This is a genomic window from Hymenobacter sp. UYAg731 (assembly GCF_054061335.1).
This window is the reverse complement of the sequence record NZ_JBSSEC010000003.1, coordinates 690708-713085: the sequence shown is the minus strand read 5'-3', so window position 1 is coordinate 713085 and position 22378 is coordinate 690708. Positions and strand designations below refer to the sequence as shown.

The window sequence follows — 22378 nt, the reverse complement described above, 5'->3', positions numbered from 1 at the left end:
GCAGAGTATCTACAGCAGCTTGCGCAGCGCCCACAGGCTCCAGACAATGACCATCAGGCCCACGCCCACGAACATCCAGCGGGTGGGCAGGCGGCCGGCCAGCCGGGCGGCAATGGGCGCGGCCGCCACGCCCCCCACGATGAGGCCCAGCACAATCTGCCAGTGCGAGATGCCCAGGATGGTGAAAAACGTGAACGCGCTGGCAAACGTCACGAAGAATTCGACCAGGCTCACCGTGCCGATGACGTATTGTGGCGTGCGCCCGTTGGCAATGAGCGTGCTGGTGACCAGCGGCCCCCAGCCGCCCCCGCCAAACGAGTCGAGAAAGCCCCCGGCCCCGGCCAGCCAGCCGGCATTCTTTACTTTTTTGCGCTTTTGCGAAGCTTTGCGGAAGGCTTTGGCAATGATGCGCAGGCCCAGAAAGAGCAGGTACACCGCCAGAAAGGGCTTCAGGTAGCCGGCATAGGTTTCGCCGAAATGCGCCAGCAGCAGCGCGCCGCTGACGGAGCCCGCGATGCCCGGCAGCAGCAGCACCCGAAACAGGCGCTTATTCACGTTGCCAAACCGGTAGTGGTTGTAGCCCGACGCGCCGCTAGCAAATACCTCGGCCGTGTGGATGCTGGCACTCACGGATACCGGGCTCAGCCCCAGCGACATCAGGCTGATGGCCGACACTACGCCGTAGCCCATGCCCAGCATGCCGTCCACCATCTGGGCCAGGAAGCCCACGGCCACGAAGGTATAGAACGTGCCCGACGAGCGCACCAGCTGCCACGCCTGCGCCGGGGTGACGTAATAGGAGAGGATGTTGAGGACAATGAACCCCGCGAAGGTGATGAGCGCGCCCGTGGCCACGCGCCGCCAATAGATGGTGGCGGGCGTTTCGTAGGCGGGGCCGTGGGCCAGCTCGGCCGTCACGGCGTTCAGCGACTTCACCTTGTGGGCAAAATCGCCTTGCAAACGGCTGCGAATAACCGTCATCTGGCTCAGCACGTTGGATAGCTCGGCGGGCAGCGCTTCGGCCAGCACCTCGCGCAGGCGCTTGCCGATGGTGGGCGACTTGCCATTGGTGGAAATGGCGATTTTCAAGTCCCCCTTTTGCAGCACCGACGACAGGTAGAAGTCACACAGCTCGGGCGTGTCGGCCACGTTGGTGAGGAGCTGGCGGGCCGCCGCCGCCGCGCCGATGTAGCGGTGCAGCGCCACGTCGTCGGTGGCCAGAAAGAGGATGTCCTTGCCGTCGAGGTCGGCGTCCTGGTAGGGGCGCTCGTGCAGCTGCACGCGGGAGTGGCGGGCGGCCAGCTCGCGCAGTTCGGGCCGGATGTGCGGGGCTACCACCGTCACGGCCGTGGCGGGGCTGTTGCGCAGGATGGCTCCCAGTTTTTCCAGGCCCACGTTGCCGCCGCCCACCAGCAGCACGCGCATGTTTTCCAGCTTCAGGAAGATGGGAAACAGGTTGTTAGCGGGGAGTGGTGGGTTGGCTTCCGGCGGGAGGCTAGCCACGGCCGGGCCGGTCTGGTTCGGGAAATTGGAATCCATAGCTCAGAAAGATAATAGAATTAGGCGTGAAAGTCCAACCCGTACTGAGTGGCTTTCACAACACCGGTCCGCACCACAAAGTCACCAAAGCCTTCGCCGGCCTGGCGCTCGGCGGCGTAGGCGGCCAGCAGGGGCGCGAGCTCGCGCAGAATGCCATCCTCGTCCAGCATTTCGCGGTAAAGCTTGTTGAGGCGCTCGCCGGCGTGGTTGGCCCCGAGGTAGAGGTTGTAGCGGCCGGGGGCTTTGCCCACCAGCGCAATTTCGCCCAGATAGGGCCGGGCGCACCCGTTAGGGCAGCCCGTCATTCGAATGAGAATACCCGCTTCGGCCAGGCCGTGGGCGCGGATTACTGCATCGAGCTTATCGAGAAGCTGCGGCAGATACCGCTCGGCTTCGGCGAAGGCCTGCGAGCAGGTGGGCAGGGCCACGCAGGCCAGGGCGTTGCGGCGCAGCGCGGTGAGCTGCTCAGCCTTCGGCCCGGCACCGTGGGCTTCGAGGATGGCCTGCACGCGGGCGCGGTGGGCGGGCTCGATGTTGGCCAGAATCAGGTTCTGGTTACCGGTGAGGCGGAATTCGCCGGTGTGGAAGGCGCTGATTTCGCGCAGCGCCGACTTGAGGCCATAGCCGGGCCGGTCGAGCACGCGGCCGCCTTCCACAAACAAAACCAAGTGCGAAGGGCCGTCGGCATTGCCGGTCCAGCCGAAGGCGTCGCTGGAGCTGTGGAACTGGTAGGGGCGGGTTTCGGCCAGCGTGTAGCCCAGGCGCTGGTGCAGCTCGGCCACGAAGGCGGACAGGCCCACGCGGTCGATGGTATACTTGAGGCGGGAGAGCTTGCGGTTTTCGCGGTTGCCCCAGTCGCGCTGGATGGTCACGATTTTCTCGCACACGTCCACCACGTTTTCGGTGGGCACGAAGCCGATGAGGTCGGCCAGGCGCGGGTAGGTTTCGGGCTGATTGAAGGTCATGCCCAGGCCGCCGCCCACGGCCACGTTGAAGCCCAGCAGCACCCCGTTTTCCTCGATGGCGATGAGGCCGATGTCATTCGAGAAAATGTCGGAATCGTTGTAGGGCGGCAGCGCCAGGGCAATTTTGAACTTGCGCGGCAGGTAGGTTTGGCCGTAAATCGGCTCGGCGTCGTCAGTGGCTTCGGTGGTGTTTTGCAGCTCACCATCGAGCCAGATTTCGTGGTAGGCCGTGGTGCGGGGCGTGAGGTGGGCGCTTATTTCGGCGGCCAGGGCCTGTACTTCGCCATGCACCGGCGACTCGTGCGGGTTCACGTTGCACATCACGTTGCGGTTCACGTCGCCGCAGCCGGCGATGCTGTCCAGCAAGGAGTCGTTGAAGCCTTGGATGGTGGGGCGCAGGTCACGTTTCAGCACGCCGTGCAGCTGGAAGGTCTGGCGGGTGGTGAGCTTGAGCGTGCCATTGCCGTAGGCATCGGCCAGGGCATCCATGCGCTGCCACTGGGCGGATGAGGCCACGCCGCCCGGCACCCGCACCCGAATCATGAAGGAAAACAGCGGCTCCAGCTTCTGGCGCTTGCGCTCGGAATCGCGGTCGCGGTCGGTCTGCTGGTACGAGCCGTGGAACTTGATGAGGTGGGTATCGTCGGGGTTCAGCGCGCCGGTGAGGCGGTTGCGCAGGCTCGCGACGATGGTGCCGCGCAGGTGGCGACTGGCGTTTTTGACGTGCTCGACTTCGGAGAGGTTGGGGGCTTTGGACATTGTTCTGGTGGGGGGGGCATCCCCGGCCCCTCTCCGAAAAGGAGGGGAGAGCCAAGGCGGCGCGGCGTTGGGGGAAACTGGGATGAAAAACGTTAGTTCGGGCGGGCAGTGGGCCGGTTAAAATCCTTGAATAGCGTGAGGCGCAGCACGTCGCGGGCGTAGTAGCCGGCGTTGGCCGGGCGCTGCTGCCAGATGAAGAGGTAGCCCAGCTCGGCCGCGAAACCGGCCCCCAACTGCCGCTCGGCCCCGGCGTAGAGGCGGTTCTGGTCGAAGCTGTTGGAGTTGAGCATCAGCTCATTGGAGGTGCGGAATTTCCAGGCATTGTTCAGTTGGTAGTCCAGTTGCAGGCGGCCCCGGTAGCGGAGGCGGTACTGCCAGGTTTCGGCCAGCTCGGGGCCGGCCAGCTGGCCCAGCCAGCGCTGCTCTACCCGCAGGCGGGGCATGAGGCGCAGGGGGCCGGGCAGGGGCAGGGTCGCCGTGATTTCCTCGAAAACCCGCCGTTCGGGCACGCTGATGCCCTTTTGCGGCTGCCACGAAAACGTGCTGCCCAGCGCGGCATCCCAGGTCGGCGAAAAGCGGTAGTGCAGGTGCTGGTGAGTGATGAGCTGCCACTGCCCGCCGGGCCAGGCAAAGCGCCGTTCGTCGACTTCGCTGTGCAGCGTCAGGCGCGGGCCGAAGTGCGTGCGCAGGTACAGCCGGCCCCAATAGCCCGGCTGGCGCACCGTCTGGGCCGGGGCAAGGCAGGGGAGCAGCAGCAACGGGAGGAGCAGGTATTTCATCGGCGGTGGTAGGCTTGGGGGCAAATGGCTAGTACACGTCCTCCAGGTAGCGGCGCTGCTTGCGCAGGTTTTTCACGTAGGCCGCCGCGTCCTCGGCCGAGAGGCCGGCTTCCCGCTGCACCACCTGCACCAGCGCCGCCAGCACGGCCCCGCCCAGGCGGTTTTTGTCGCCGCACACGTAGAGCTGCGCGCCGTTTTCGAGCCAGCCGAACACGTCGCAGCTGTTCTCCAGCAGCCGGTCCTGCACGTAGATTTTCTCGGCCTGGTCGCGGGAGAAAGCCACGTCGAGCTTCGAAAGCCCCCCTTTTTTAAGCTGCTGCTGCCACTCGGCCTGATACAGGAAATCGGTGGTGAAGTGCGGGTTGCCGAACAGCAGCCAGCTGCGGCCGGTAGCGCCCAGCTCCACCCGCTCATGCACGAAGGCGCGGAATGGCGCGATGCCCGTGCCCGCCCCCACCATGATGATGTCGGTGGCCGGGTTTTGGGGCAGCTTGAAATACTCGTTGTGCTCCACGAACACGCGCACCTCGTCGCCCACCGCCACGCGGTCGGCCAGGAAGGACGAGCACACGCCCTGCTTGCGGCGGCCGTGGGCCTCGTAGCGCACCGCGCCCACAGTCAGGTGTACTTCGTCGGGGTGGGCCAGCAGGCTGCTGGCGATGGAATAGGCGCGGCTGGGCAGCGGGCGCAGCGTGTCGGCCAGCAGTTGGGCCGTGAGCTGGTCGGTGGGGAAATCGGTGAGCAAATCGGCCACGTCGCGGCCGTAGAGGTAGGGCTGGAGGCGCGCGGTGTCGGCCAGCAGGCCGTGCAGTTCGGCGTGCGGGGCCAGGGCGGCGTAGCGTTCCAGCACGTCGCGGGTGAGCACCGTGAGCTCGCGCCGGTTGGCCAGAGCGGCGGCCAGCGGCAGGCTTTCGGCCCCCAATTGCACCGGGGCCGAGTCGGAAAGCCGGGCGGCGCGGAGCACTTCCTCCACCAGCGGGTCGTGGTTGCGGGGGCGCACGGCCAGCGCATCGCCCGGCGCAAAGCGCAGGCCCGAGCCGGCCAAATCCAGCTCCAGGTGGTACGTTTCCTTATGCGAGCCGCGCCCGTTCAGCTGGATGCTTTCCAGCACCCGCGCCGGCCAGGGGTTTTCGCGGGTGAAAGTGGTGGCGGTTGCTTCGGTTGGCTGGGGTGAAACGGCTGCTACCGATGCTCCGGCTGCAACTGGAGTTTCGGGGTTGCTGCCAGCAGTGCCGGCTATTTTCTCCAAAGCCGCTTCAATCCACTGGCTGGCGGCGCTTTGATAGTCCACGTCCGCATCCACGCGGTCGAGCAGACGGGTGCCGCCCAGGTCAGCCAGGCGCTGGTCGAACTCCTTGCCGGTCTGGCAGAAGTGCAGGTAGCTCGTATCGCCCAGCGCCAGCACGGCGAAACGCAGCTTCGGCAGCTTCGGTGCCCGGCTGCCGCTGAGGAACTGGTGCAGCTCCTCGGCCGCGATGGGCGGCTCGCCCTCGCCGTGCGTACTCACGACGATGAGCAGATTCTGCTCCTGCGCTAGCTGCCGCGTGGGGTAGTCGTTCATGTCGCGCACCTCGGGCGCAAGGCCGCGCTGCCGGGCCGACTCGGCTGCCTGCTGCGCGATTTTCTTGCCATTGCCGGTGTGCGAGCCGTAGAGAATCGTCAGCTTCTGAGCGTCGGGAGCAGCGGCTGGCGAAGCCACCGCCGGAGCTGCCACGGCTTGCGTGCCACCGGTGGCCTGGCCGTAGAAGTAGCCACTCAGCCACAGCAGCTGGTTGGCCGACAGGTTGGCGGTGAGCTGCTGGAGCTGCGCTTCATCGAGCGCGGGCGAGAGGATGGGGAGCGTTGGCATAATCGAGTCGGAATGCAGGTAGGAGGGAGGTAATCGGCTCAAATTGATTGCTAAGCCACTTTCGCGTAAGCCAGCAGCTCCGGTAGCAGCTCAACTGCCACCTCTGCTGCTGCCACCGTTGCGGGCTGCTTCATCAGCCGCACCACTTCGCCCAGCACTATCACGGCCGGCGCACCCAGGCCCGCACTGCTGGCGCGCCCGGCGATATCGGCCACCGTGCCGGTCACCACGCGGGCGCTGGGCAGCGTGCCATTCTGGATGACGGCGGCCGGTACCCCGGCCCCGCCGTAGCGGGCAAATAGCGCCGCGATTTCCGCCAGCCGGCTCATGCCCATCAGGATAATCGTGGTAACGCCGGGCGTCTGAGCCGCTTCGAGGAGGGCGGTCGAGAGCCGCTCGTCGGCCGTGGTGGCCGTGAGCACCCGGAAGCCTTCGCTCAGGCCCCGGTGCGTGGCCGGAATGCCCATGCTGCCCGCCGCTGCCACCGCGCTGCTGATGCCCGGCACGTAGTCCGTGGCCAGCCCGTGGGCTTCGGCATGCAGCATTTCCTCGCGCCCCCGGCCGAACACGAACGGGTCGCCGCCCTTCAGGCGCACCACATGGCCATAACGGTAGGCCTGCTGCACAATCAGTTCATTGATGCCTTCCTGCGTGTAGGCTTTGAAACCACTGCGTTTGCCCACAAAAATTAGCGGCACGCCGGGCCGGACGTGCGCCAACAGGGCATCATTGGCCAGCGCGTCGTACAGCACGACATCGGCCGCGGCCAGGGCTTTCGCACCTTTCAGCGTCAGCAGGTCCGGGTCGCCGGGGCCCGCGCCCACCACGGTCAGGCGGGGGATGAAAAGAGGGGAATCAGCCATATTACAGGTCAAATACTAGATGGAAAACACCGCTTCGGCGGGCACTTCCTCGGTGAAATATTCCGGGTCGGTGGCGGCGATGAGGCCGGCGGCGAGCGTGGCCCCGGTTTGCTCATCCACTAGGATGAAGGCTCCGGTCACGCGGTTCTGGCGGTACTCGTCTACCACCAGCGAGAGGGCAGTTTTCAGGCGCACCCGCACGATGTCGTTGAGCCGGGCCTCGTCGGTGCCCTGGCTCTCGAAGGTTTCGATGTTGGTCTTTTGCAGGATGGTGGTCACGACCGCCTTCACCGTGGCCGCGTGGTGCTGCACCAGCAGCTTGCGGCCGGCGCGCAGGGGCCGCTCATCCATCCAGCAGAGGGTGGCTTCCAGTTCGCGCACCACGGCCGGGTGGGCGCTGGTGGGCACAATGGTCGCGCCCCGGCTCACGTCCACATCGTCGCGCAGGCGCAGCACTACTCCCTGCGGGGCACTGGCCGTGGCCACTTCCCGCTGGTTCACCTCAATGGCCTCAATCACCGTTTCCAGCCCCGAGGGCCAGATGCGGACCCGGTCGCCGGGCCGGTAGGTGCCGCTCTGAATCCGGCCAGCGTAGCCCCGGTAGTCGGGCAGCTCTTCGGTTTGGGGCCGAATCACATACTGCACCTGGAAGCGTGGCTCATTTGGGTTAACATCAATGGCAGCGGGCACGCTTTCCAGATGTTCCAGCAGGCTGGGGCCGTGGTACCAAGGCAGGAAATCGGAGCGGCGCACCACGTTGTCGCCATTGAGCGCGCTCAGCGGAATGGCAACCACGCTGGGTAGTTTCAGCTGCGCGGCAATAACCTGGTAATCGGCCACAATTTTCTGGAAAATCACTTCCTCGTGGCCCACCAAATCCATCTTGTTCACGGCCAGCACGAAGTGCTGAATGCCCAGCAGCGAGGCCAGTAGCGTATGCCGCCGAGTCTGCTCAATCACGCCCTGGCGCGCATCCACAAGCACAATGGCCAGGTCGGCATTGCTCGCGCCGGTTACCATGTTGCGGGTGTATTGGACGTGGCCCGGCGCGTCGGTAATGATGAACTTGCGGCGCGGCGTGGTGAAGTATTTATGCGCCACATCAATGGTGATGCCCTGCTCGCGCTCGGCCTTGAGGCCATCGGTGAGCAGCGCCAAATCGACGTCGCCGCCGGTGCTGGCACGGCGCTTTTCCAAGGTGGCCAGCACGTCGAGGGATACGGAGTCGCTGTCGTACAGCAAGCGGCCGATGAGCGTACTTTTACCATCGTCGACGCTGCCGCAAGTAATAAATCGGAGAAGGTCCATTTTTTGTAATGGGGTAATGATTGTTTTCAGAACGTCATGCTGAGCGTAGCCGAAGCATCTCGCGTGCAGCAGTTATTCCTTTATTTCGATTGATTTAGTGTTGCGGTAGAGATGCTTAGACTACGCTCAGCATGACGGCCAGCCGGGATTATTTGCCTAGAAATACCCGTTCCGCTTGCGGTCCTCCATCCCCGTTTCGGAGAGGTTGTCATCGAGCCGGGTCGCGCCGCGCTCGCTCACTTTGGCCAGCAGCAGGTCCTGAATAATGTCGTCGACGGAGGCAGCATCGCTTTCCACGGCGGCCGTGCAGGTCGAGTCGCCCACGGTGCGGAAGCGCACGCGGCGGTTCACGATTTCGTCGGTTTCGTCCAGGTTCAGGTGCTCGCTGAAGCCCAGGAACTGGCCGCTGGGCAGCACCACGCACTGGCGTTCGTGGGCGAAGTAAATCTCTGGCAGCTTGATGTTTTCGCGCTGGATGTAGTTCCACACGTCCAGTTCGGTCCAGTTCGAGATGGGGAACACACGCACGTTTTCGCCCTTCTGGATGCGGCCGTTGTAAATGTTCCACAGCTCCGGGCGCTGGCGCTTGGGGTCCCACTGGCCAAAGTCGTCGCGAACCGAGAAGATGCGCTCCTTGGCCCGGGCCTTTTCCTCGTCGCGCCGCGCCCCGCCAATGCAGGCATCGAACTCAAATTCCTCAATCACATCGAGCAAGGTGTAGGTTTGCAGGGGGTTGCGGCTGGGGTACTTGCCGCCCGGCTCGTGCAGGCCGCGCTCCCGGATGGTGTCCTCCACCCGGCGCACAATCAGCTTTTCGCCCAAAGTAGCGGCCAGCTCGTCGCGGTAATTGATGATTTCCTCGAAGTTGTGGCCGGTATCGATATGCACCAGCGGAAACGGAAACCGGCCCGGCCGAAAGGCCTTTTCGGCCAGTCGCGTGAGGGCAATCGAGTCTTTGCCGCCCGAGAACAGCAGCGCGGGCCGCTCGAACTGACCGGCCACTTCGCGCAGAATGTGAATGGCTTCGGCCTCTAAACGGTCGAGGTAATCGAGATAAACAGGGTTTGATAATGACATAGGAAGCCGAGGCCCGAAAAATCGGGCGAAATTGAAAAACCGGAAGAAGGAGGGTGGGATAAGGCCCGCGAGGGGTGCCTTTGGGGAAGAAAGTAGCGCCAGCGGCCCGGCCGCTAGCGCAGGAATTCGGGCCTAGCCCGGCATTCGCTCCACCACCGGGTCGAGGCCCTGGTGGGCGGCGGTGGCGTGCAGGCCGCACTCCTTGGCGACGGCATCTTCCCACCACCAGCGGCCGGCGCGGAAGTCCTCGCCCGGCGCAATGGCCCGGGTGCAGGGCGCGCAGCCAATGCTCACGAAGCCTTTGTTGTGCAGCGGGTTAACCGGGATGCCGTGGGCCTGCGCGAAGGCTTCGCACTCGGTCCAGGTCCAGTCGAAGAGCGGGTGTACTTTGATGAGCCCGTGGCCGGCGTCCCACTCGGCGGGGTGCATGGTCTGGCGGTTCGCCGACTGCTCGGCGCGGATGCCCGTCACCCATACCTGCTGGCCGGCCAGAGCGCGGCTCAGCGGCTCCACCTTACGGATATTGCAGCACTCCTTCCGGTTCGCAATGCTCTCGTAAAAGCTGTTGGGGCCTTTTTGAGCGACCAATTCTTCGAGCGCGGCAGTTTGCGGCGCGAAGACTTCGATGGTCTTGCCGTAGCGCAGCAGGGTCTTGTTCCAGGTCGAGTAAGTCTCCTGGAAATTGCGGCCCGTATCGAGGGTGAAAACCCGGATGGGTAGGTCGTTTTCGAAGATGAAGTGGGTGATAATCTGGTCTTCCAGGCCGAAGGAGGTGGAAAACGAGACGCGGCCGGCGAAGTGGTCGGCCAGCAGGGCCAGGGTTTCCGGCACCGAGCACTCGGGCAGGTAGCGACGCAGGTCAGCGACCTGGCTCTCAAGGGGTAATGCCATGATGGAACGGGGAGTTTTTCTCCGTAGAAAAAACCAAAATGAGCCGCGAAGGCTGTAAAAACCCGCTACGCGTCGCGCAGTGCATCAATCACCACAAAAGGGATAGCGGGGTGGCCGCCGCAGCAGCCGCCGGAAGAAAAGCCCTAGCTCAACAACCAGCAATCGCCCCCAGCATAACGGCCAGGGGACAGCCCATGCAACAGCACATTCGGCGCGGGGCGGCGAAGGGGACGGGTTGCGGGCGGTGGTTGCGGAATGTGCTCACGGCAGTTTTTTATATTTCAGGACTTGGCACCGTTCCAACGGGTGGGGGTTGCCGGCGTTTCGTCGAGCCTGTCTCTCCGCGCCTCTGTATAAAAATGGGTAGCGCCCCAAACGAGGGTTGCTGGGACAAATGTAAAGGACGAAAATGCGAAATGCCAAAATTTTGTTTCGCGCAGATTGAAACTGCTCACTTCGCCAAAGGTTTGGCGGCCGTGCTTTCGCCGCGTAATTTGCCGTGCAACCCCTGAACCCTGCGCTTGGTCTATGGGTTGCTTAAGCACTTCTAATACCTCGTTTTCTGCATGGAAGCCCTAGCCCACTCCGCCTACGTCGACATCAACGCCCCGTTGGTGGAGCGCTGCCGCCTCAACGACCGCCAGGCCCAGGCCGAGATTTACCGGCGCTACTCCAAGGCCATGTTCAACGCAGCTCTGCGCATCACCGGCGACTATGCCGAGGCTGAAGATGTGCTCCAGGAATCATTCCTGAGCGCTTTTCGGGAGCTGAGCGGCTACAAGGGCGACTCGTCGTTCGGGGCTTGGCTGAAGCGGATTGTGGTGAACAAAAGTATCAACTGCCTGCGACAGCGGCGGCTGGCGCTGGTGCCGCTGGGCGAGCAGCACCACGACGAGCCCGCCGAAGCCGCCGCCCACTCGCCCGAAGACGAAGCCGACATGCACTACCGTGCCGACGTGCTGCGCCGCTGCATTCAGGAGCTGCCCGACGGCTACCGCGTGGTGCTCAGCCTGTACTTATTGGAAGGCTACGACCACCTCGAAATCGCCGGCATCCTGGGTATTTCCGAATCTACTTCCAAATCGCAGTACAGCCGGGCGCGGGTTCGGCTGCGCGAATTAGCCGCCCAGCGTGGCCTTAGCTAAGTTTTTTTATCTGTTATCACTAGTCATTTAACCCCTCAACTACCCTTCATCCTTTTTCGCCCGGCCGCGGTTTTCGTATAGCCCCGTGGCCCGCCCTGAACCTGGACGAACCGTGCGTCTGCTACTCATTCATGGATACCAAGAAAAATAATTCCCTTGAAACCTTCGTCGAGCGGCACCGTGCCGATTTCGACACCCACGAGCCGCGCCCCGACCTTTGGGCCGCGTTGGAGGAACAGCTCAATGCCGCCGCGCCCCAAACGCCGGCCATGCGCCTGGCCGAAGTTTCGGAAATGCCTTTTGCTGCGCCGGTGGCTGCAGTTGCGCCGGTGGCCCAGCCCGCAACTCGCGCCAGCTGGTTTCAGCGCTACGGCGTAGCGGCAGCTTTGGCCCTGCTCGTGTTCGCCGCCGGGGCCAGCGAAGCCTGGAAAGCCAACCGCGCCGCGCCCGAAACGGCCGTGGCGGTTGCGCCCGCCGCCACGCTCAGCAGCCCCGCCACCGACACCGACGCGGCCTTGTACCAGGGTGGCAACCCGCTGTCCCTCACCGCCGCTGAGCACACCACCGGGGCCGACAGCCAGCTGGTGCGCGCCGTGCGCGGCATGGAAGCCTACTACACCAACCAACTGGCCCGCCGCCAAACCGAACTGAGCCAGCTCAGCGGCCCCGGCATGGCCGCCATGAACGCCGACTGGCAGCACGAGTTGGTGTCGCTCGATTCCAGCTACCGCGAACTGAAACAGCAGCTGCTGCACCACCCGCAGCCCGACGCCGTGCTCACGGCCATGAACCGCAACCTGCAAATCCGCCTCGACATTCTGGACCGCCAGCTGAACCTGGGCAACACGGCCCAGGCGGCCCCCAACAACAGTTCTTACGTGCTGGCCGATAGCCGGCGCCAGGCCGAATGAACCAGCCCCTGGTTTTCCGGGTAAGCCGGGTGTTGGCGCTGTGCGGCGGGCTGCTGGGCCTGTTGAGCCCGCGTAGTGCGCAGGCGCAGGACCGCCCGAACCGCTGGGTTATCGTGGGCCACGGCGTGGCCATCAACATTATCACCCCCGAAGCCCGCCGGGCCGAAGCCGCCCTGTTTGGCCTGGAGCCGGAACCTGAGCAGCAGCCCCAGCCCCAACCCCAGCAGAACCCGTTGGTGGACCAAACCGACGGCCAGGGCAGCGCCAGCCTGCAAGTGGAGCAGCGCCGCCACCTGCTGCGCAGCTACGCGGTGGCGAAAAATGGGCGCCCGTTTTCGCTCGATACGCGCTACGGCCGGGTGCAAATCAATACTTGGAATAAGAAGGAAATCAAGGTGGATGCCGAATTGGTGGCACGCTCGGAAAGTGACGCTGGTGCCCGCCAGATTCTTGACGCATTGGGCGTGCAGTGGCTCGACTACGACGCCAAAACCGGGGGCGTGGCCGTGAGCACGCAGTTTGGCCCCGCATTGCGCGGCCGGGCCGGCGGCTGCCGCTACGAGGTGAACTACACCGTGTGGCTGCCCCGCACCACGGCCCTGAAAATCTACAACAGCTTTGGCGAAGTGACCCTGGCTGGCGATGTGAGCGGCCCCACCGAGCTGGCCGTGGAATACGGCACCCTGCGCACCGCCCGCCTCGAAGGCCCGCGCAACCTCATCCGCATCGGCAACGGCGACTGCCGCATTGCCTTCGCCGGCCGCGCCAGCATCGACGCCAGCTACGCCCAGCTGCGCCTCGACACGGGCACGACGGTGGACCTACGCAACAACTATTCCGACGTGGACATTGGTACCGTGCAGGACCTGACCGTGCATAGCAAGTACGGCGACGTGGCCCTGGGCACGGTGCGCAACCTGCGCGGCTCATCAGGCTACTCGCGCTTCACCATCGACAAACTGGACGAAGCCCTCGACATGGCCCTGCGCTACTGCCCCGATTTTGTGGTGCGCGACATGGGGGCCAATTTCCGCCAGGTGAACCTCGACGGCGGTTTTAGTACCATCCGGCTGGGCTTTGCCGAGGCCCCGGCCTTCCGCTTCGACGTAAGTACCGAGCAAGGCCAGCTACTGGTCGATAAAAACCTGGTGCGGGTGCTCTCGCAGGAAAACGGCCCGCAAACCAGCGACGTGCTGGGTACTTTCGGGGCCGCCGCCCCGGCGCGGGGAGCCGGCAACGTGAACATCAAAGTGCGCTACGGTACGGTGCGGTTCAGCAAGTAGTATGTATCGTGGACTCTGCGAGTCCGCGTGTAAGCCGTTCCAACGCGCGGACTCGCAGAGTTCACGATACAGTATCTTGGTCGCGTGCTTCGATTCATGCTCCTCTCCCTGCTGGCCACTTCCGCGCTGGCCCAAACCCCGGCCCCCGTGCCCGCCGCCCAACACTCCGCCCTGAAAACCTACGCTCTGCGCCTGCGCCCCGGCGACGACCTGCGCCAGCAGCTCACGGCCTTCGCGCAGCAAAACCACCTCCTGGCCGGCACCATGATTACCTGCGTGGGCAGCCTCACAGTGGCCACGCTACGGCTGGCCAATCAGGAAGGACCCACGGTTTACAAAGGGCATTTCGAGATTGTATCGCTGGTCGGGACGCTTTCCACCAACGACTCGCACCTGCATCTGGCCGTTTCGGACAGTACGGGCCGCACCATCGGCGGGCACTTGCTGGATGGCTGCCGGGTGTACACCACGGCTGAAATCGTGCTGGGCGAGCTGCCGCAGCTGGAGTTCCGGCGCGAGAAGGACGACACCTTTGGCTATCAGGAACTGGTGGTGCGTCCGGCTCCCGGCCCCGCACCGAGCGCGGCCGATGAAAAGAGTAAAGCGCGCAAGCAATAGAAGAGCCGGCTGAGTGGGCCGGCTGCCGGCTTTTCGCCGGCCGCGCGCTCAAACGTACCTTCGCCTTATGACCACTGCCACCGATACCCCGCAAGCTGCCGCCTTCCGCCGCCAGGTCCTGAACCCGCTGAAGTTGCGGCTCTTCATGATGCGCAAGCTGCCCATGGCGTGGCTGGCGGGCCTGCGCCTCACGCAGCTCACGCCGGAGGCGGCCACGGTCACCATTCGCTACAAATTCCTTACCCAGAACCCGTTTCGGAGCCTGTATTTCGCCTGCCTGGCTATGGCCGGGGAATTCGCCAGCGGCATTCAGGGCATGATGCAGGTGCAGGCAGGCGGGCCGGTTTCGATGCTGGTGACGAGCATTCAGGGTGACTTCACGAAGAAAGCCGTGGGCCTCATCGCCTTCACCTGCCCCGATGGCCCGCTCATCGCCCAAGCCGTGGCCGAGAGCCGCGCCACCGGCGAAGGCCGCACCGTGGTCTGCACCAGCACCGGCGTGGACGAGGCCGGCGATGTGGTAGCGGTATTCAAGCTGACCTGGTCGTTTCGGGCGAAGAAGTAAGGTCGGCGGCTATTGGCCAGACTTCTGGAGCAGTTGGAGTATCTGGTCCAGTTTGCCGTTCATGCCATCCTGCTGCCCTTTTATGCCATCAATGCTACCCTTCATTTCCACGATGTCGCCTTTCATTTCCACGATGTCGCCTTTCATTTTCAGTTGCTCACGCAGTAGAAAACTGATGGATTCTCCCTGCTGCGTAACGGCAGTTATTATTTGACCCGTGGCAACCGTCAACTGTTTAAGCTGATTGGTGTGGCGGTCCAGAATCGTGATTGCTTCGGCAATTATGGGTTCGAGTTGGTTGAGGCGGTCGTCGGCAGTCATGCGAAAGGAATTAATGACTCGAATTTAAGCCAGGAACTGCAAAAGAAGTTCGCGGGTCGGTCAGTTTAAATGACCAACGGCGCTTTACTCCCGCACCGACGAAATCACGTCCACCATGCCGTCCTCGCTCACCACGATGGCGATGCAGGGATAATCGGAGCTTTCGATGTAGCGCAGGGCCGAGTTGTAGCGGGCCCCGCGGGCGCCGTCGCCCCGGCCGGAGGCACGGCCGTCCAGAATGACCCCGATGGAGTAGCAGTAGCCCTCGGGGTCGAGCAGCACGGCCCCGTCGATGCTGGTGACGAGGCGCGTGATGAGCGGCGTGAGCGGCACGGGCTCGATGAGGGTGCATTGCAGCTTGAGGCGGTCGGCTTCGGCCAGGGCCTCGGTAGTAATGACGAGGAGCGTGCCGTGCTTCTGGCGGCTTGCTTCGAGCACCACGTCCCAGAGGCGTTCCACTTTGATTGAGTCGGTGAGGGCGAAGGTGCGCTTGAGCGACTTGCGGAAGGCCGTGCGGCTGAGGCGCGTGCGCGGCAGGCCGGGCAGGCCATAGTGCGAACGCATGAGAACCTGGCCGGCGTGCTGCAACTCCCAGGCATAGTGCGTCACGAAGCTGATGACGAATAAATCCTCGCGCACGGCATCGTAATGGCCCACTTGCTTGCCCAGGGCGTACACGTTTTCGCCGTCGGCTAGCAGATGCACGTCGGGCGTGGCCATCTCCAGTAGCTTGCGTACGGCGCGGTAGTCGGTGAGCTCGGTGGGGCAGGTGAGGGCGAATACTTCCTCGATGTTGGGGTGGCCGCGCCGGGCCAGCAGCAGCTTGCCCACGCCCTCGGCTCCCTCGTAGCGCAGGCTGCTGATGGTGTTGCAGGTGGCAAACAGCTTGGTGGTGGCCGGGTCGAGACCCAGGGCTTGGGCGGGCGTGTCGAGGAAGGTTTTGCCGGCGGCGCGCAGCAGCTCCTCGCTCTCGCGGGGCCGCACGAAGATGCTGGCCCCCGGCTCGGGCTCGCTCAGGGCTTTCACGCCTTCCTCGTTGAAGCGGTACATGGCCGCCAGCAGCAGCGACGGGGCCAGCGGCTTGCCATCGGTGTAGTAGCGGGCGGGCTGCAACGACGGATAGGCCCGCAACGGCTTGCGTAGCAGGCGCAGTACCGTGGTCACGAAATAGCCGTTTATTTCCACCGGCCAGCCGGCAAAGTGCTGGTAGTGGCCCTGCCCGTCAAGGGCATTGAGGGTTTCCTGCACCGCGTCCCGGATGCCGATGCCCTGGTGCTTGCGCCGGATGGCGGCGGCCGTCACGTCGTCGCGGTCGGGGAAGGGCCAGGGCGTGGTGAGCTGGCGCACGCGGCCCCGCGCCACCACGTCGGAAAACGCTTCGGGCGGCAAGCCGGTGTCGATGGGTTCGAGGCAGCGGGCGGGCAGGCTGTCATCGGCGGGCAGGGCCAGCAGCAGTACGAAGGGTTTGAGGTCGTCATCGAGGGCATCGAACAAGTCCTGGGCCAGGGCCTGGGCACCCTCGCGGTAGCGCACCTGGTAGGGCCATATTTGAGCGGGCGGGGCGATGACAGCAGGCAACTTGGATGCAGATAAGGAGCAGGCGGAGAGCATGGGCGGGGGAGGGGCAAGGCGAAAAAACTCCACTCCTCTTTTAAGGAGGGGACGTGGCCGCGAAGCGGACACTGGGGTGGTGCAGTCGTTGAACGACGTGTGAACGATGGGCGGCCGGGGCGCTCATACGTCGTTCAACGGCTGCACCACCCCCGTCCGAGCCATTAGCTCGAACATCCCCTCCTTAAAAAAGGAGGGGAGTTTATCGTTCAACTGAACTTACAGCTGGAACAGAACCGGCAACACCATCTTTTGCTTCATCGGCTTGCCCTGAAACATGGCCGGCTCCCATTTCGGGGCGGCCTTAATGAGGCGCAGCGCCTCCTCATCCAGCCCCGAGCCCATCTTCTTGATGACGCGGGCATCGGTCAAGCTGCCATCCTGTTGCACCAGGAATTCGACCATGACCTTGCCCTCAATCTTACGCTGACGGGCAAGGGCGGGGTACTGCTGGTTTTTCTCAATCCAATCGAAAAAAGCCTGGTTGCCGCCCACGGGCTGGGTGGGGCGGTCGGGGGCCACTATGGCGGGGCGGTCGGGGTTGGCCGAGGCGGCGATGTCGGCGGCGGAGGTGGTGATGGCGCGCTCCTTGGCCGGCCCGCCCACTGTGACGGTGCTGCCCGGCGACATTACGAACGACACCGGCACCACCACACGCTGGCGCACCACTTGGTTGCGGTGCTTGGCGGGGGTCCACTGCGGGCCACTTTTGATGAGGCGGATGGCTTCGGCATCGAGTTCGGGGGCCACGGGCGTTTCGACCTTCACCTCGTTCACGGTGCCGGTTTTCTCCACCACGAAGCTCACCTTCACGGTGCCCTGAATGCCTTTTTGCATGGCGGCGGCGGGGTATTTCTGGTGCGACGCCAGGAACTGGGCGTAGCGCTCGGTGCCGCCCAGGGGTACGGCGGGCTGCTGCACCGAGTCGTACACGGTGTTAGCCGTGGGCTTGGGAGGCATCTTGCGCTTCTGCGCGTGCGTGGTGAGACTGAAGAAACTAAGGCCGCCAAGCAGCAGGAGCATCGGAGATTTCATGCGTAGAACAGGGGAAGGGGAGGGAGAAATGAAAAAGCAGCGTGAAGCGCAAAGGCTATGCCTGCCGAAATAGTGCCGGCGCGCTTTGCAAAGAACGGCAGCCCGCGCCCCGTCTGGTTTCGCCTTCCCTCCTCCATGACGTACTTTGAAGCGAAATACTGTACCCCCTGACGCCGTTATTGCCATGAGCACCGAAAGCCGCGCCCCCGAGCCCGTGGGCGCCTACCCCTACACCCGCCGCGTGGGCAACCTGCTGTTTCTGTCCGGCGTGGGGCCGCGCCAACGCGGCCAGAAGGCCATTCCCGGCGTGGAGCTGGACGGCGACGGCAACATCCTGAGCTATGATTTTGAAAGCCAGTGCCGCGCCGTGTTCCAGAACGTGCGCTACATTCTGGAAGAAGCCGGGGCCGCGTGGGACGATTTGGTGGACGTGACCGTGTTTCTGACCAACATGAAGGACGACTTCCCCACCTACAACCGCCTCTACGCCGAGTACTTCGCTACGGCCCAGCCCTGCCGCACCACCCTCGAAATAAACTGCCTGCCCACGCCTATCGCCATCGAGCTCAAGTGCATGGCCGCGCTGCCGAATTAATGGGGATTTAATGCTTCGGGCGTAACACGCTGGGAATTTTAGCGGTTATTGCCCTTAATGTACGTTCGCAAAAACCTCCGCATCGGAGTAGTGTGGCAGCTCACGCGCCGCAGCCTGCTCATCTTTCTCGTTTACAACACGCTGATTTGCCTGCTCTACGGGCCGCTCAACGTGCATGTGCTCGACATTCCGTGGCAGCCCGTGGCGCTGCTCGGTACGGCCGTGGCCTTCTACATCGGCTTCAAGAGCAACGGCTCCTACGACCGGTTCTGGGAGGGGCGGCAGCTGTGGGGCAGCATCGTGAACACGAGCCGGGTGTGGGCCATCCGCACCTTCGATTTCGTGCAGGCCGTGCCCGATGGCGTCGGCCCCGACCCGCGCTTCCTCACCGAGCTACACCGCCGGCTGCTCTACCGCCAGATTGCCTGGTGCAACGCCCTGCGCCTGCATCTGCGCCGCCAGACCGCCGAACTCTGGGACACCGAAGTAGCGCCCTTCCTGCCCCCGGCCGAGGCCGAGCAAGCCAAAAACCTCAGCAACCCGCCCACCCACCTGCTGCGCCGCCAAAGCGTGGAGCTGCGCGAACTCTACAAGCGCGGCCTCCTCACCGAGTTCCGCCAAGTGGCCCTGATGCAGACCATTCAGGACCTGCTGAACGCGCAGGGCGGCTGCGAACGTATTAAGAACACGCCGTTTCCGCGCCAATTTGCCTATTTCAGCTTCGTATTTGTGTGGGTGTTCGCGGCCATTCTGCCACTGGGTTTGGTGGAGGAATTCGACAGCCGCCAGGCCCTGGGCCAGTACCACGTCTGGCTGATGGTGCCGTTTTCGGTGCTCGTGTCGTGGGTGTTCAACGTGATTGAAGTGGTGGGCCACACCAGCGAAAACCCCTTCGAAAACGACATCTACGACGTGCCAATGTCCGCCATTTGCCGCAGCATCGAAATCGACCTGCGCGAGCTGCTCGAAGAAACCGCGCTGCCGCCCAAGGTGGAGGCGGTGAACGACGTGCTGTATTAAAATGCGGGCGACCGGCGGCGCAAAGCCAGCGGTGCAACTGAAGAAATTCGGTAGCGCCTCACGGCTTCATTTACATTTGGTACGGCTTGCGCGAATCGGACTAGGTGAGGGCGCGGCCGTTTGAAAATAATGTTGCCCTGCGCCAGAATTCCGTTCAATACGACCCCGCCGAAACACCCAATCCATTAGAAGCAGCGCTGCTTCAGGGCATTGTCGATTATTATCAGGATGCTGCCCTTACCGAGCAGATACGGGACTGCCGGGTGGTGCAGCGGGAGTACAGTGGGTGCGGGTTCTTTACTACGCTTGTCGTGTCAGTTGGTAGTCCTTTCGTCATCGTGCGGGAAGATGGGTTTCGCTTTCGTAACGGCAATGATATCGAAGCGCCCGAACTCTCGCACGGGGCTGGTAGCGTGCTGTTTATCAAGGGCGGCCTGCTGCATTTTTTGGAGGTGTTCGCCTATGTTGACGGCGACCCGGCAGATATTAGCAGCTTCGCCTTGTTGCCAATAATTCGGACCACTGGCCGGGAGTGACTGTGCGTGACGTGCGTAGTTTTGGGGGTATGAAAACCAAGAGGCCCATCTGCCCCCGCCTTATTGGCTGCTTGTGGCTATTCGCATTGGCCCTCGCGTTACCCGCCTGCCAGGCCGACCAGCAGCGCCTGGCCCGCCTCGAAGCCGTGCAGCAGCAGCAAACCCACGAGTTGGCCCGCCTGCGCCAGCAGCTGGCCGAGAAGGAAGACGAAGTGGCCGAGCTCGAAACCTGCGTCGACGACCTGGAGAGCGCCGTGTATGACGACGGCGATTCGACGGCGTACGATGAGGACCAACGCCCGACGCTGAAGCAGCTGTAGCGCGGACTCTGTAGTCCGCGACTCCGCGCCGTTAAGACTGTTCGGGCATCGTTCGGAGCTGCGGACTACAGAGTCCGCGCTACAGTTGGCTAACCCATTTGGGCATTCTTCGCGTTATTGGTCGCATCACCCGCCCTCGCTGCATGAACTACCAGACGCGCCGCCTCCGCTACTTTTTTTCCGGCCAGAACTTCTCCGATGGGGTGCGCGTCACGGTGTCCATTTTGCTGCCGGCGGTGCTGTTGGGGCAGTGGGGGCACTTTGCCGAGGGGCTGAGCATTTCGACCGGGGCCGTGTGCGTGAGCGTGACCGACACGCCTGGCCCCCTGGCGCACCGCCGCAACGGCATGCTGGCCGCCCTGGTGCTGGTGGGCCTCACGGCCCTGCTCACGAGCATGGCCGCCCTCAACGTCTGGACGCTGGCTTTTGAAATCGGGGTGCTGAGCTTCGGGCTGACCATGCTGCTGGTGTGGGGCGCACGGGCCGGGGCCGTGGGCACCGCCGCCCTGCTCAACATGGTGCTGCTGCTGGCCCACCCGCCCGCGCTGGCCGATGCCCCGTTTCATGCCGGCCTGCTGCTGCTGGGCGGCCTCTGGTATGCGGGGCTGGCCCTGCTGGCCTACCAGGTGCGGCCCTACCGCCCGGCCCAGCAGGCGCTGGGCGAGTGCATTCACGCCCTGGCGCGATTTCTGGACCTCAAAGCCAAGTTCTACAACCCCGCCACCGCCCTGGAAGATGACTACCGCCAGCTGGTGGCCCAGCAGGTGGTGGTGAACGAGAAGCAGGAGGCCGTGCGTGACCTCATCTTCCGCACCCGCCAGATTGTGAACGAAACCACCAGCACCGGCCGCCGCCTGGTGCTCACCTTCGTGGAAACAGTGGATTTGTACGAGCGCATCACGGTGGGCTACTACGACTACTCGGCCGTGCGCGAAACTTTCGGCCACACTGGCATTCTGGACGAGGTGGCCCGGCTCATCCGGCACGTTGCTACGGAGTTGGACCACCTCGGCGTGGCCATCCAGACCAACCACGCGCACCCCGGCACCGGCCCCGTGCTCACCGCCGAGTGGGACCGCCTGCAAGCCCGCATCAGCGCCCTGGAAGCCACGGCAGCGGGCGGCGGCAATACCTTGGTGTTGAAGAAAATACTGGTGAACCTGCGCGATATCATCCGGCGGGTGGGCAATATCCGGCGCTATTTTGATGAAGCCCTGTCGGCTGCCGCGCCCGCCGCCAGCCGCGCCGCTGAGCACACCCAATTTGTGGCCCGCCAGGAAATCGAGCTGCGTGCTTTGGGCCAGAATCTTACGCTAAAATCGGCCGTGTTCCGCCACGCGGTCCGCATGACGGTGGCCTGCTTGGTGGCCTACGTCGTGGCCGAAACCCTGTGGCACGGCCAGCACAACTACTGGATTCTGATGACGGTGACCATCATGCTCAAGCCCGGGTTCAGCCTCACGCGGCAGCGCAACACCGAGCGCATCATCGGCACGCTGGCGGGTGGGGCGCTGGGCGGGCTGGTGCTGTGGGCGGTGCCGTGGCCTGAGGCCCGGTTTGCCATTCTGGTGGGGTTTATGGTGGTTGCGTACAGCTTCCAGCGCACCGTGTATCTGGTCACGGTGGTATTTCTGACGGCGTACCTGCTCATCATGTTCCGGTTTCTGGGGCTGAGCTACCTGGGGGTGGCGCAGGAGCGCATTACCGATACGCTCATGGGCTGCGCCATTGCCTTCGCGGCCGGCTATTTCCTGTTTCCGCGCTGGGAATCGGAGCAATTGACCGACTACATGGCCGCCGCCCTGCGCGCCAACCTGGCCTACCTGCGCCAGCTGGCCGACCGCCTCGCCGGCCGCCCCCTCACGGCCAACGAGTACCGCCTGCTGCGCAAAAACGTGTACGTGAGCGGGGCCAATCTCGCGGCGGCTTTCCAGCGCATGCTCACCGAGCCCAAAAGCAAGCAGCACCGCCCCACCGAAACCCACGAATTCGTGGTGCTGAACCACATTCTTTCCTCCAACATCGCGGCCCTCACCGGCACCCTGCGCGAGGCCGCGCCCGCCGTGCCGCCCTTCCCGCCCGATAGCCGCCGCGCCCTCACCAGCGCCGTGGCGGCCCTCAGCAAGAGTCTGGCCCGCATCGCGCCCGCCGCCGCCCCGCCCGCCGTGGAGCTGGCCGCGCCCGAGCCCGGCATATCCGTAGCCGCCGCCGACGACAAGCTGCTGCTGGAGCAGCTGACGTTTCTGCAAAAGGTGAGCGGCGATATTGGCAAGGTGACGGAGGTGCTGGCGGGGTAGGGGCGAAGCGATGCTTCGCCCCTACAGCAATTCAACCCGGCAGGCGCACCCGTACCTGTGTGCCCACCGCTAGCTCTTCAATGCTTACGCT

At 64.0% G+C, this 22378-nt stretch carries 21 protein-coding genes and 1 riboswitch; of the genes, 10 read left to right on the top strand and 11 right to left on the bottom strand.

Annotation, left to right across the window (positions count from 1 at the left end; all coding sequences use genetic code 11):
* Window positions 1-9 precede the first annotated feature (9 nt).
* The 8 genes from ACVWYF_RS11170 to ACVWYF_RS11135 all read right to left on the bottom strand — a co-directional run bounded on the left by ACVWYF_RS11170 (window position 10) and on the right by ACVWYF_RS11135 (window position 10030).
* The gene (locus ACVWYF_RS11170; protein WP_457067879.1) at window positions 10-1539 is read right to left on the bottom strand and encodes a TSUP family transporter; all 1530 of its coding nucleotides are present in this window, start codon (window positions 1537-1539) and stop codon (window positions 10-12) included.
* Window positions 1540-1559: 20 nt separating this feature from the next.
* Window positions 1560-3263 (bottom strand): NADPH-dependent assimilatory sulfite reductase hemoprotein subunit, encoded by a 1704-nt coding sequence (locus tag ACVWYF_RS11165; protein WP_457067876.1) that lies wholly within the window; start codon window positions 3261-3263, stop codon window positions 1560-1562.
* A 92-nt stretch (window positions 3264-3355) separates the two neighbouring features.
* On the bottom strand, window positions 3356-4042 hold the full coding sequence (locus tag ACVWYF_RS11160; RefSeq protein ID WP_457067873.1) for a DUF2490 domain-containing protein: 687 nt from the start codon (window positions 4040-4042) through the stop codon (window positions 3356-3358).
* Window positions 4043-4070: 28 nt separating this feature from the next.
* The gene (locus ACVWYF_RS11155; RefSeq protein ID WP_457067871.1) at window positions 4071-5891 is read right to left on the bottom strand and encodes an assimilatory sulfite reductase (NADPH) flavoprotein subunit; all 1821 of its coding nucleotides are present in this window, start codon (window positions 5889-5891) and stop codon (window positions 4071-4073) included.
* 50 nt (window positions 5892-5941) lie between these two features.
* The gene (gene cobA, locus ACVWYF_RS11150) at window positions 5942-6754 is read right to left on the bottom strand and encodes a uroporphyrinogen-III C-methyltransferase (protein ID WP_457067868.1); all 813 of its coding nucleotides are present in this window, start codon (window positions 6752-6754) and stop codon (window positions 5942-5944) included.
* A gap of 15 nt (window positions 6755-6769) precedes the next feature.
* The gene (locus tag ACVWYF_RS11145; RefSeq protein ID WP_457067866.1) at window positions 6770-8062 is read right to left on the bottom strand and encodes a sulfate adenylyltransferase subunit 1; all 1293 of its coding nucleotides are present in this window, start codon (window positions 8060-8062) and stop codon (window positions 6770-6772) included.
* A 156-nt stretch (window positions 8063-8218) separates the two neighbouring features.
* The gene (gene cysD / locus ACVWYF_RS11140; protein ID WP_457067864.1) at window positions 8219-9139 is read right to left on the bottom strand and encodes a sulfate adenylyltransferase subunit CysD; all 921 of its coding nucleotides are present in this window, start codon (window positions 9137-9139) and stop codon (window positions 8219-8221) included.
* Between the two features lie 132 nt (window positions 9140-9271).
* Window positions 9272-10030 (bottom strand): phosphoadenylyl-sulfate reductase, encoded by a 759-nt coding sequence (locus ACVWYF_RS11135; RefSeq protein WP_457067861.1) that lies wholly within the window; start codon window positions 10028-10030, stop codon window positions 9272-9274.
* 271 nt (window positions 10031-10301) lie between these two features.
* A riboswitch (SAM riboswitch) is annotated at window positions 10302-10390 on the bottom strand.
* A 206-nt stretch (window positions 10391-10596) separates the two neighbouring features.
* On the opposite strand from ACVWYF_RS11135, the gene ACVWYF_RS11130 reads away from it, so the two are divergent.
* The 5 genes from ACVWYF_RS11130 (at window position 10597) to ACVWYF_RS11110 (ending at window position 14552) form a co-directional block, all read left to right on the top strand.
* Window positions 10597-11175 (top strand): RNA polymerase sigma factor, encoded by a 579-nt coding sequence (locus ACVWYF_RS11130; RefSeq protein ID WP_457067859.1) that lies wholly within the window; start codon window positions 10597-10599, stop codon window positions 11173-11175.
* A gap of 131 nt (window positions 11176-11306) precedes the next feature.
* Entirely contained in the window at window positions 11307-12086 is a 780-nt protein-coding gene (locus tag ACVWYF_RS11125; RefSeq protein ID WP_457067856.1) for a hypothetical protein, read from the top strand.
* On the top strand, window positions 12083-13369 hold the full coding sequence (locus tag ACVWYF_RS11120) for a hypothetical protein (protein ID WP_457067854.1): 1287 nt from the start codon (window positions 12083-12085) through the stop codon (window positions 13367-13369). Before ACVWYF_RS11125 ends, ACVWYF_RS11120 begins: the two co-directional genes overlap by 4 nt.
* A 96-nt stretch (window positions 13370-13465) precedes the next feature.
* Window positions 13466-13987 carry a PPC domain-containing DNA-binding protein gene (locus ACVWYF_RS11115; RefSeq protein ID WP_457067852.1) on the top strand — a complete coding sequence of 174 codons (522 nt, stop codon included), beginning with the start codon at window positions 13466-13468 and terminating at the stop codon, window positions 13985-13987.
* A 67-nt stretch (window positions 13988-14054) separates the two neighbouring features.
* Window positions 14055-14552 (top strand): PaaI family thioesterase, encoded by a 498-nt coding sequence (locus ACVWYF_RS11110; RefSeq protein ID WP_457067849.1) that lies wholly within the window; start codon window positions 14055-14057, stop codon window positions 14550-14552.
* Between the two features lie 9 nt (window positions 14553-14561).
* On the opposite strand, the gene ACVWYF_RS11105 is transcribed toward ACVWYF_RS11110, so the two are convergent.
* The 3 genes from ACVWYF_RS11105 to ACVWYF_RS11095 all read right to left on the bottom strand — a co-directional run bounded on the left by ACVWYF_RS11105 (window position 14562) and on the right by ACVWYF_RS11095 (window position 17519).
* Window positions 14562-14873 (bottom strand): hypothetical protein, encoded by a 312-nt coding sequence (locus ACVWYF_RS11105; RefSeq protein WP_457067846.1) that lies wholly within the window; start codon window positions 14871-14873, stop codon window positions 14562-14564.
* Window positions 14874-14957: 84 nt separating this feature from the next.
* A complete protein-coding gene (locus ACVWYF_RS11100) occupies window positions 14958-16451 on the bottom strand; it encodes a DNA integrity scanning protein DisA nucleotide-binding domain protein (RefSeq protein WP_457067843.1) in 1494 nt (497 codons plus the stop codon).
* A gap of 252 nt (window positions 16452-16703) precedes the next feature.
* Complete coding sequence (locus ACVWYF_RS11095; RefSeq protein WP_457067840.1) at window positions 16704-17519, bottom strand: energy transducer TonB; 816 nt, start codon at window positions 17517-17519, stop codon at window positions 16704-16706.
* Between the two features lie 184 nt (window positions 17520-17703).
* On the opposite strand from ACVWYF_RS11095, the gene ACVWYF_RS11090 reads away from it, so the two are divergent.
* From ACVWYF_RS11090 to ACVWYF_RS11070, 5 genes are all read left to right on the top strand, one after another.
* On the top strand, window positions 17704-18114 hold the full coding sequence (locus ACVWYF_RS11090) for a RidA family protein (RefSeq protein ID WP_457067838.1): 411 nt from the start codon (window positions 17704-17706) through the stop codon (window positions 18112-18114).
* A 57-nt stretch (window positions 18115-18171) separates the two neighbouring features.
* Window positions 18172-19134 carry a bestrophin family protein gene (locus tag ACVWYF_RS11085; protein ID WP_457067835.1) on the top strand — a complete coding sequence of 321 codons (963 nt, stop codon included), beginning with the start codon at window positions 18172-18174 and terminating at the stop codon, window positions 19132-19134.
* A gap of 104 nt (window positions 19135-19238) precedes the next feature.
* Complete coding sequence (locus ACVWYF_RS11080; RefSeq protein WP_457067832.1) at window positions 19239-19670, top strand: hypothetical protein; 432 nt, start codon at window positions 19239-19241, stop codon at window positions 19668-19670.
* Between the two features lie 86 nt (window positions 19671-19756).
* A complete protein-coding gene (locus ACVWYF_RS11075) occupies window positions 19757-19990 on the top strand; it encodes a hypothetical protein (protein WP_457067829.1) in 234 nt (77 codons plus the stop codon).
* A gap of 143 nt (window positions 19991-20133) precedes the next feature.
* Window positions 20134-22287: an FUSC family membrane protein gene (locus tag ACVWYF_RS11070; RefSeq protein WP_457067826.1), complete on the top strand. Its 2154-nt coding sequence runs from the start codon at window positions 20134-20136 to the stop codon at window positions 22285-22287.
* Window positions 22288-22378 lie beyond the last annotated feature (91 nt).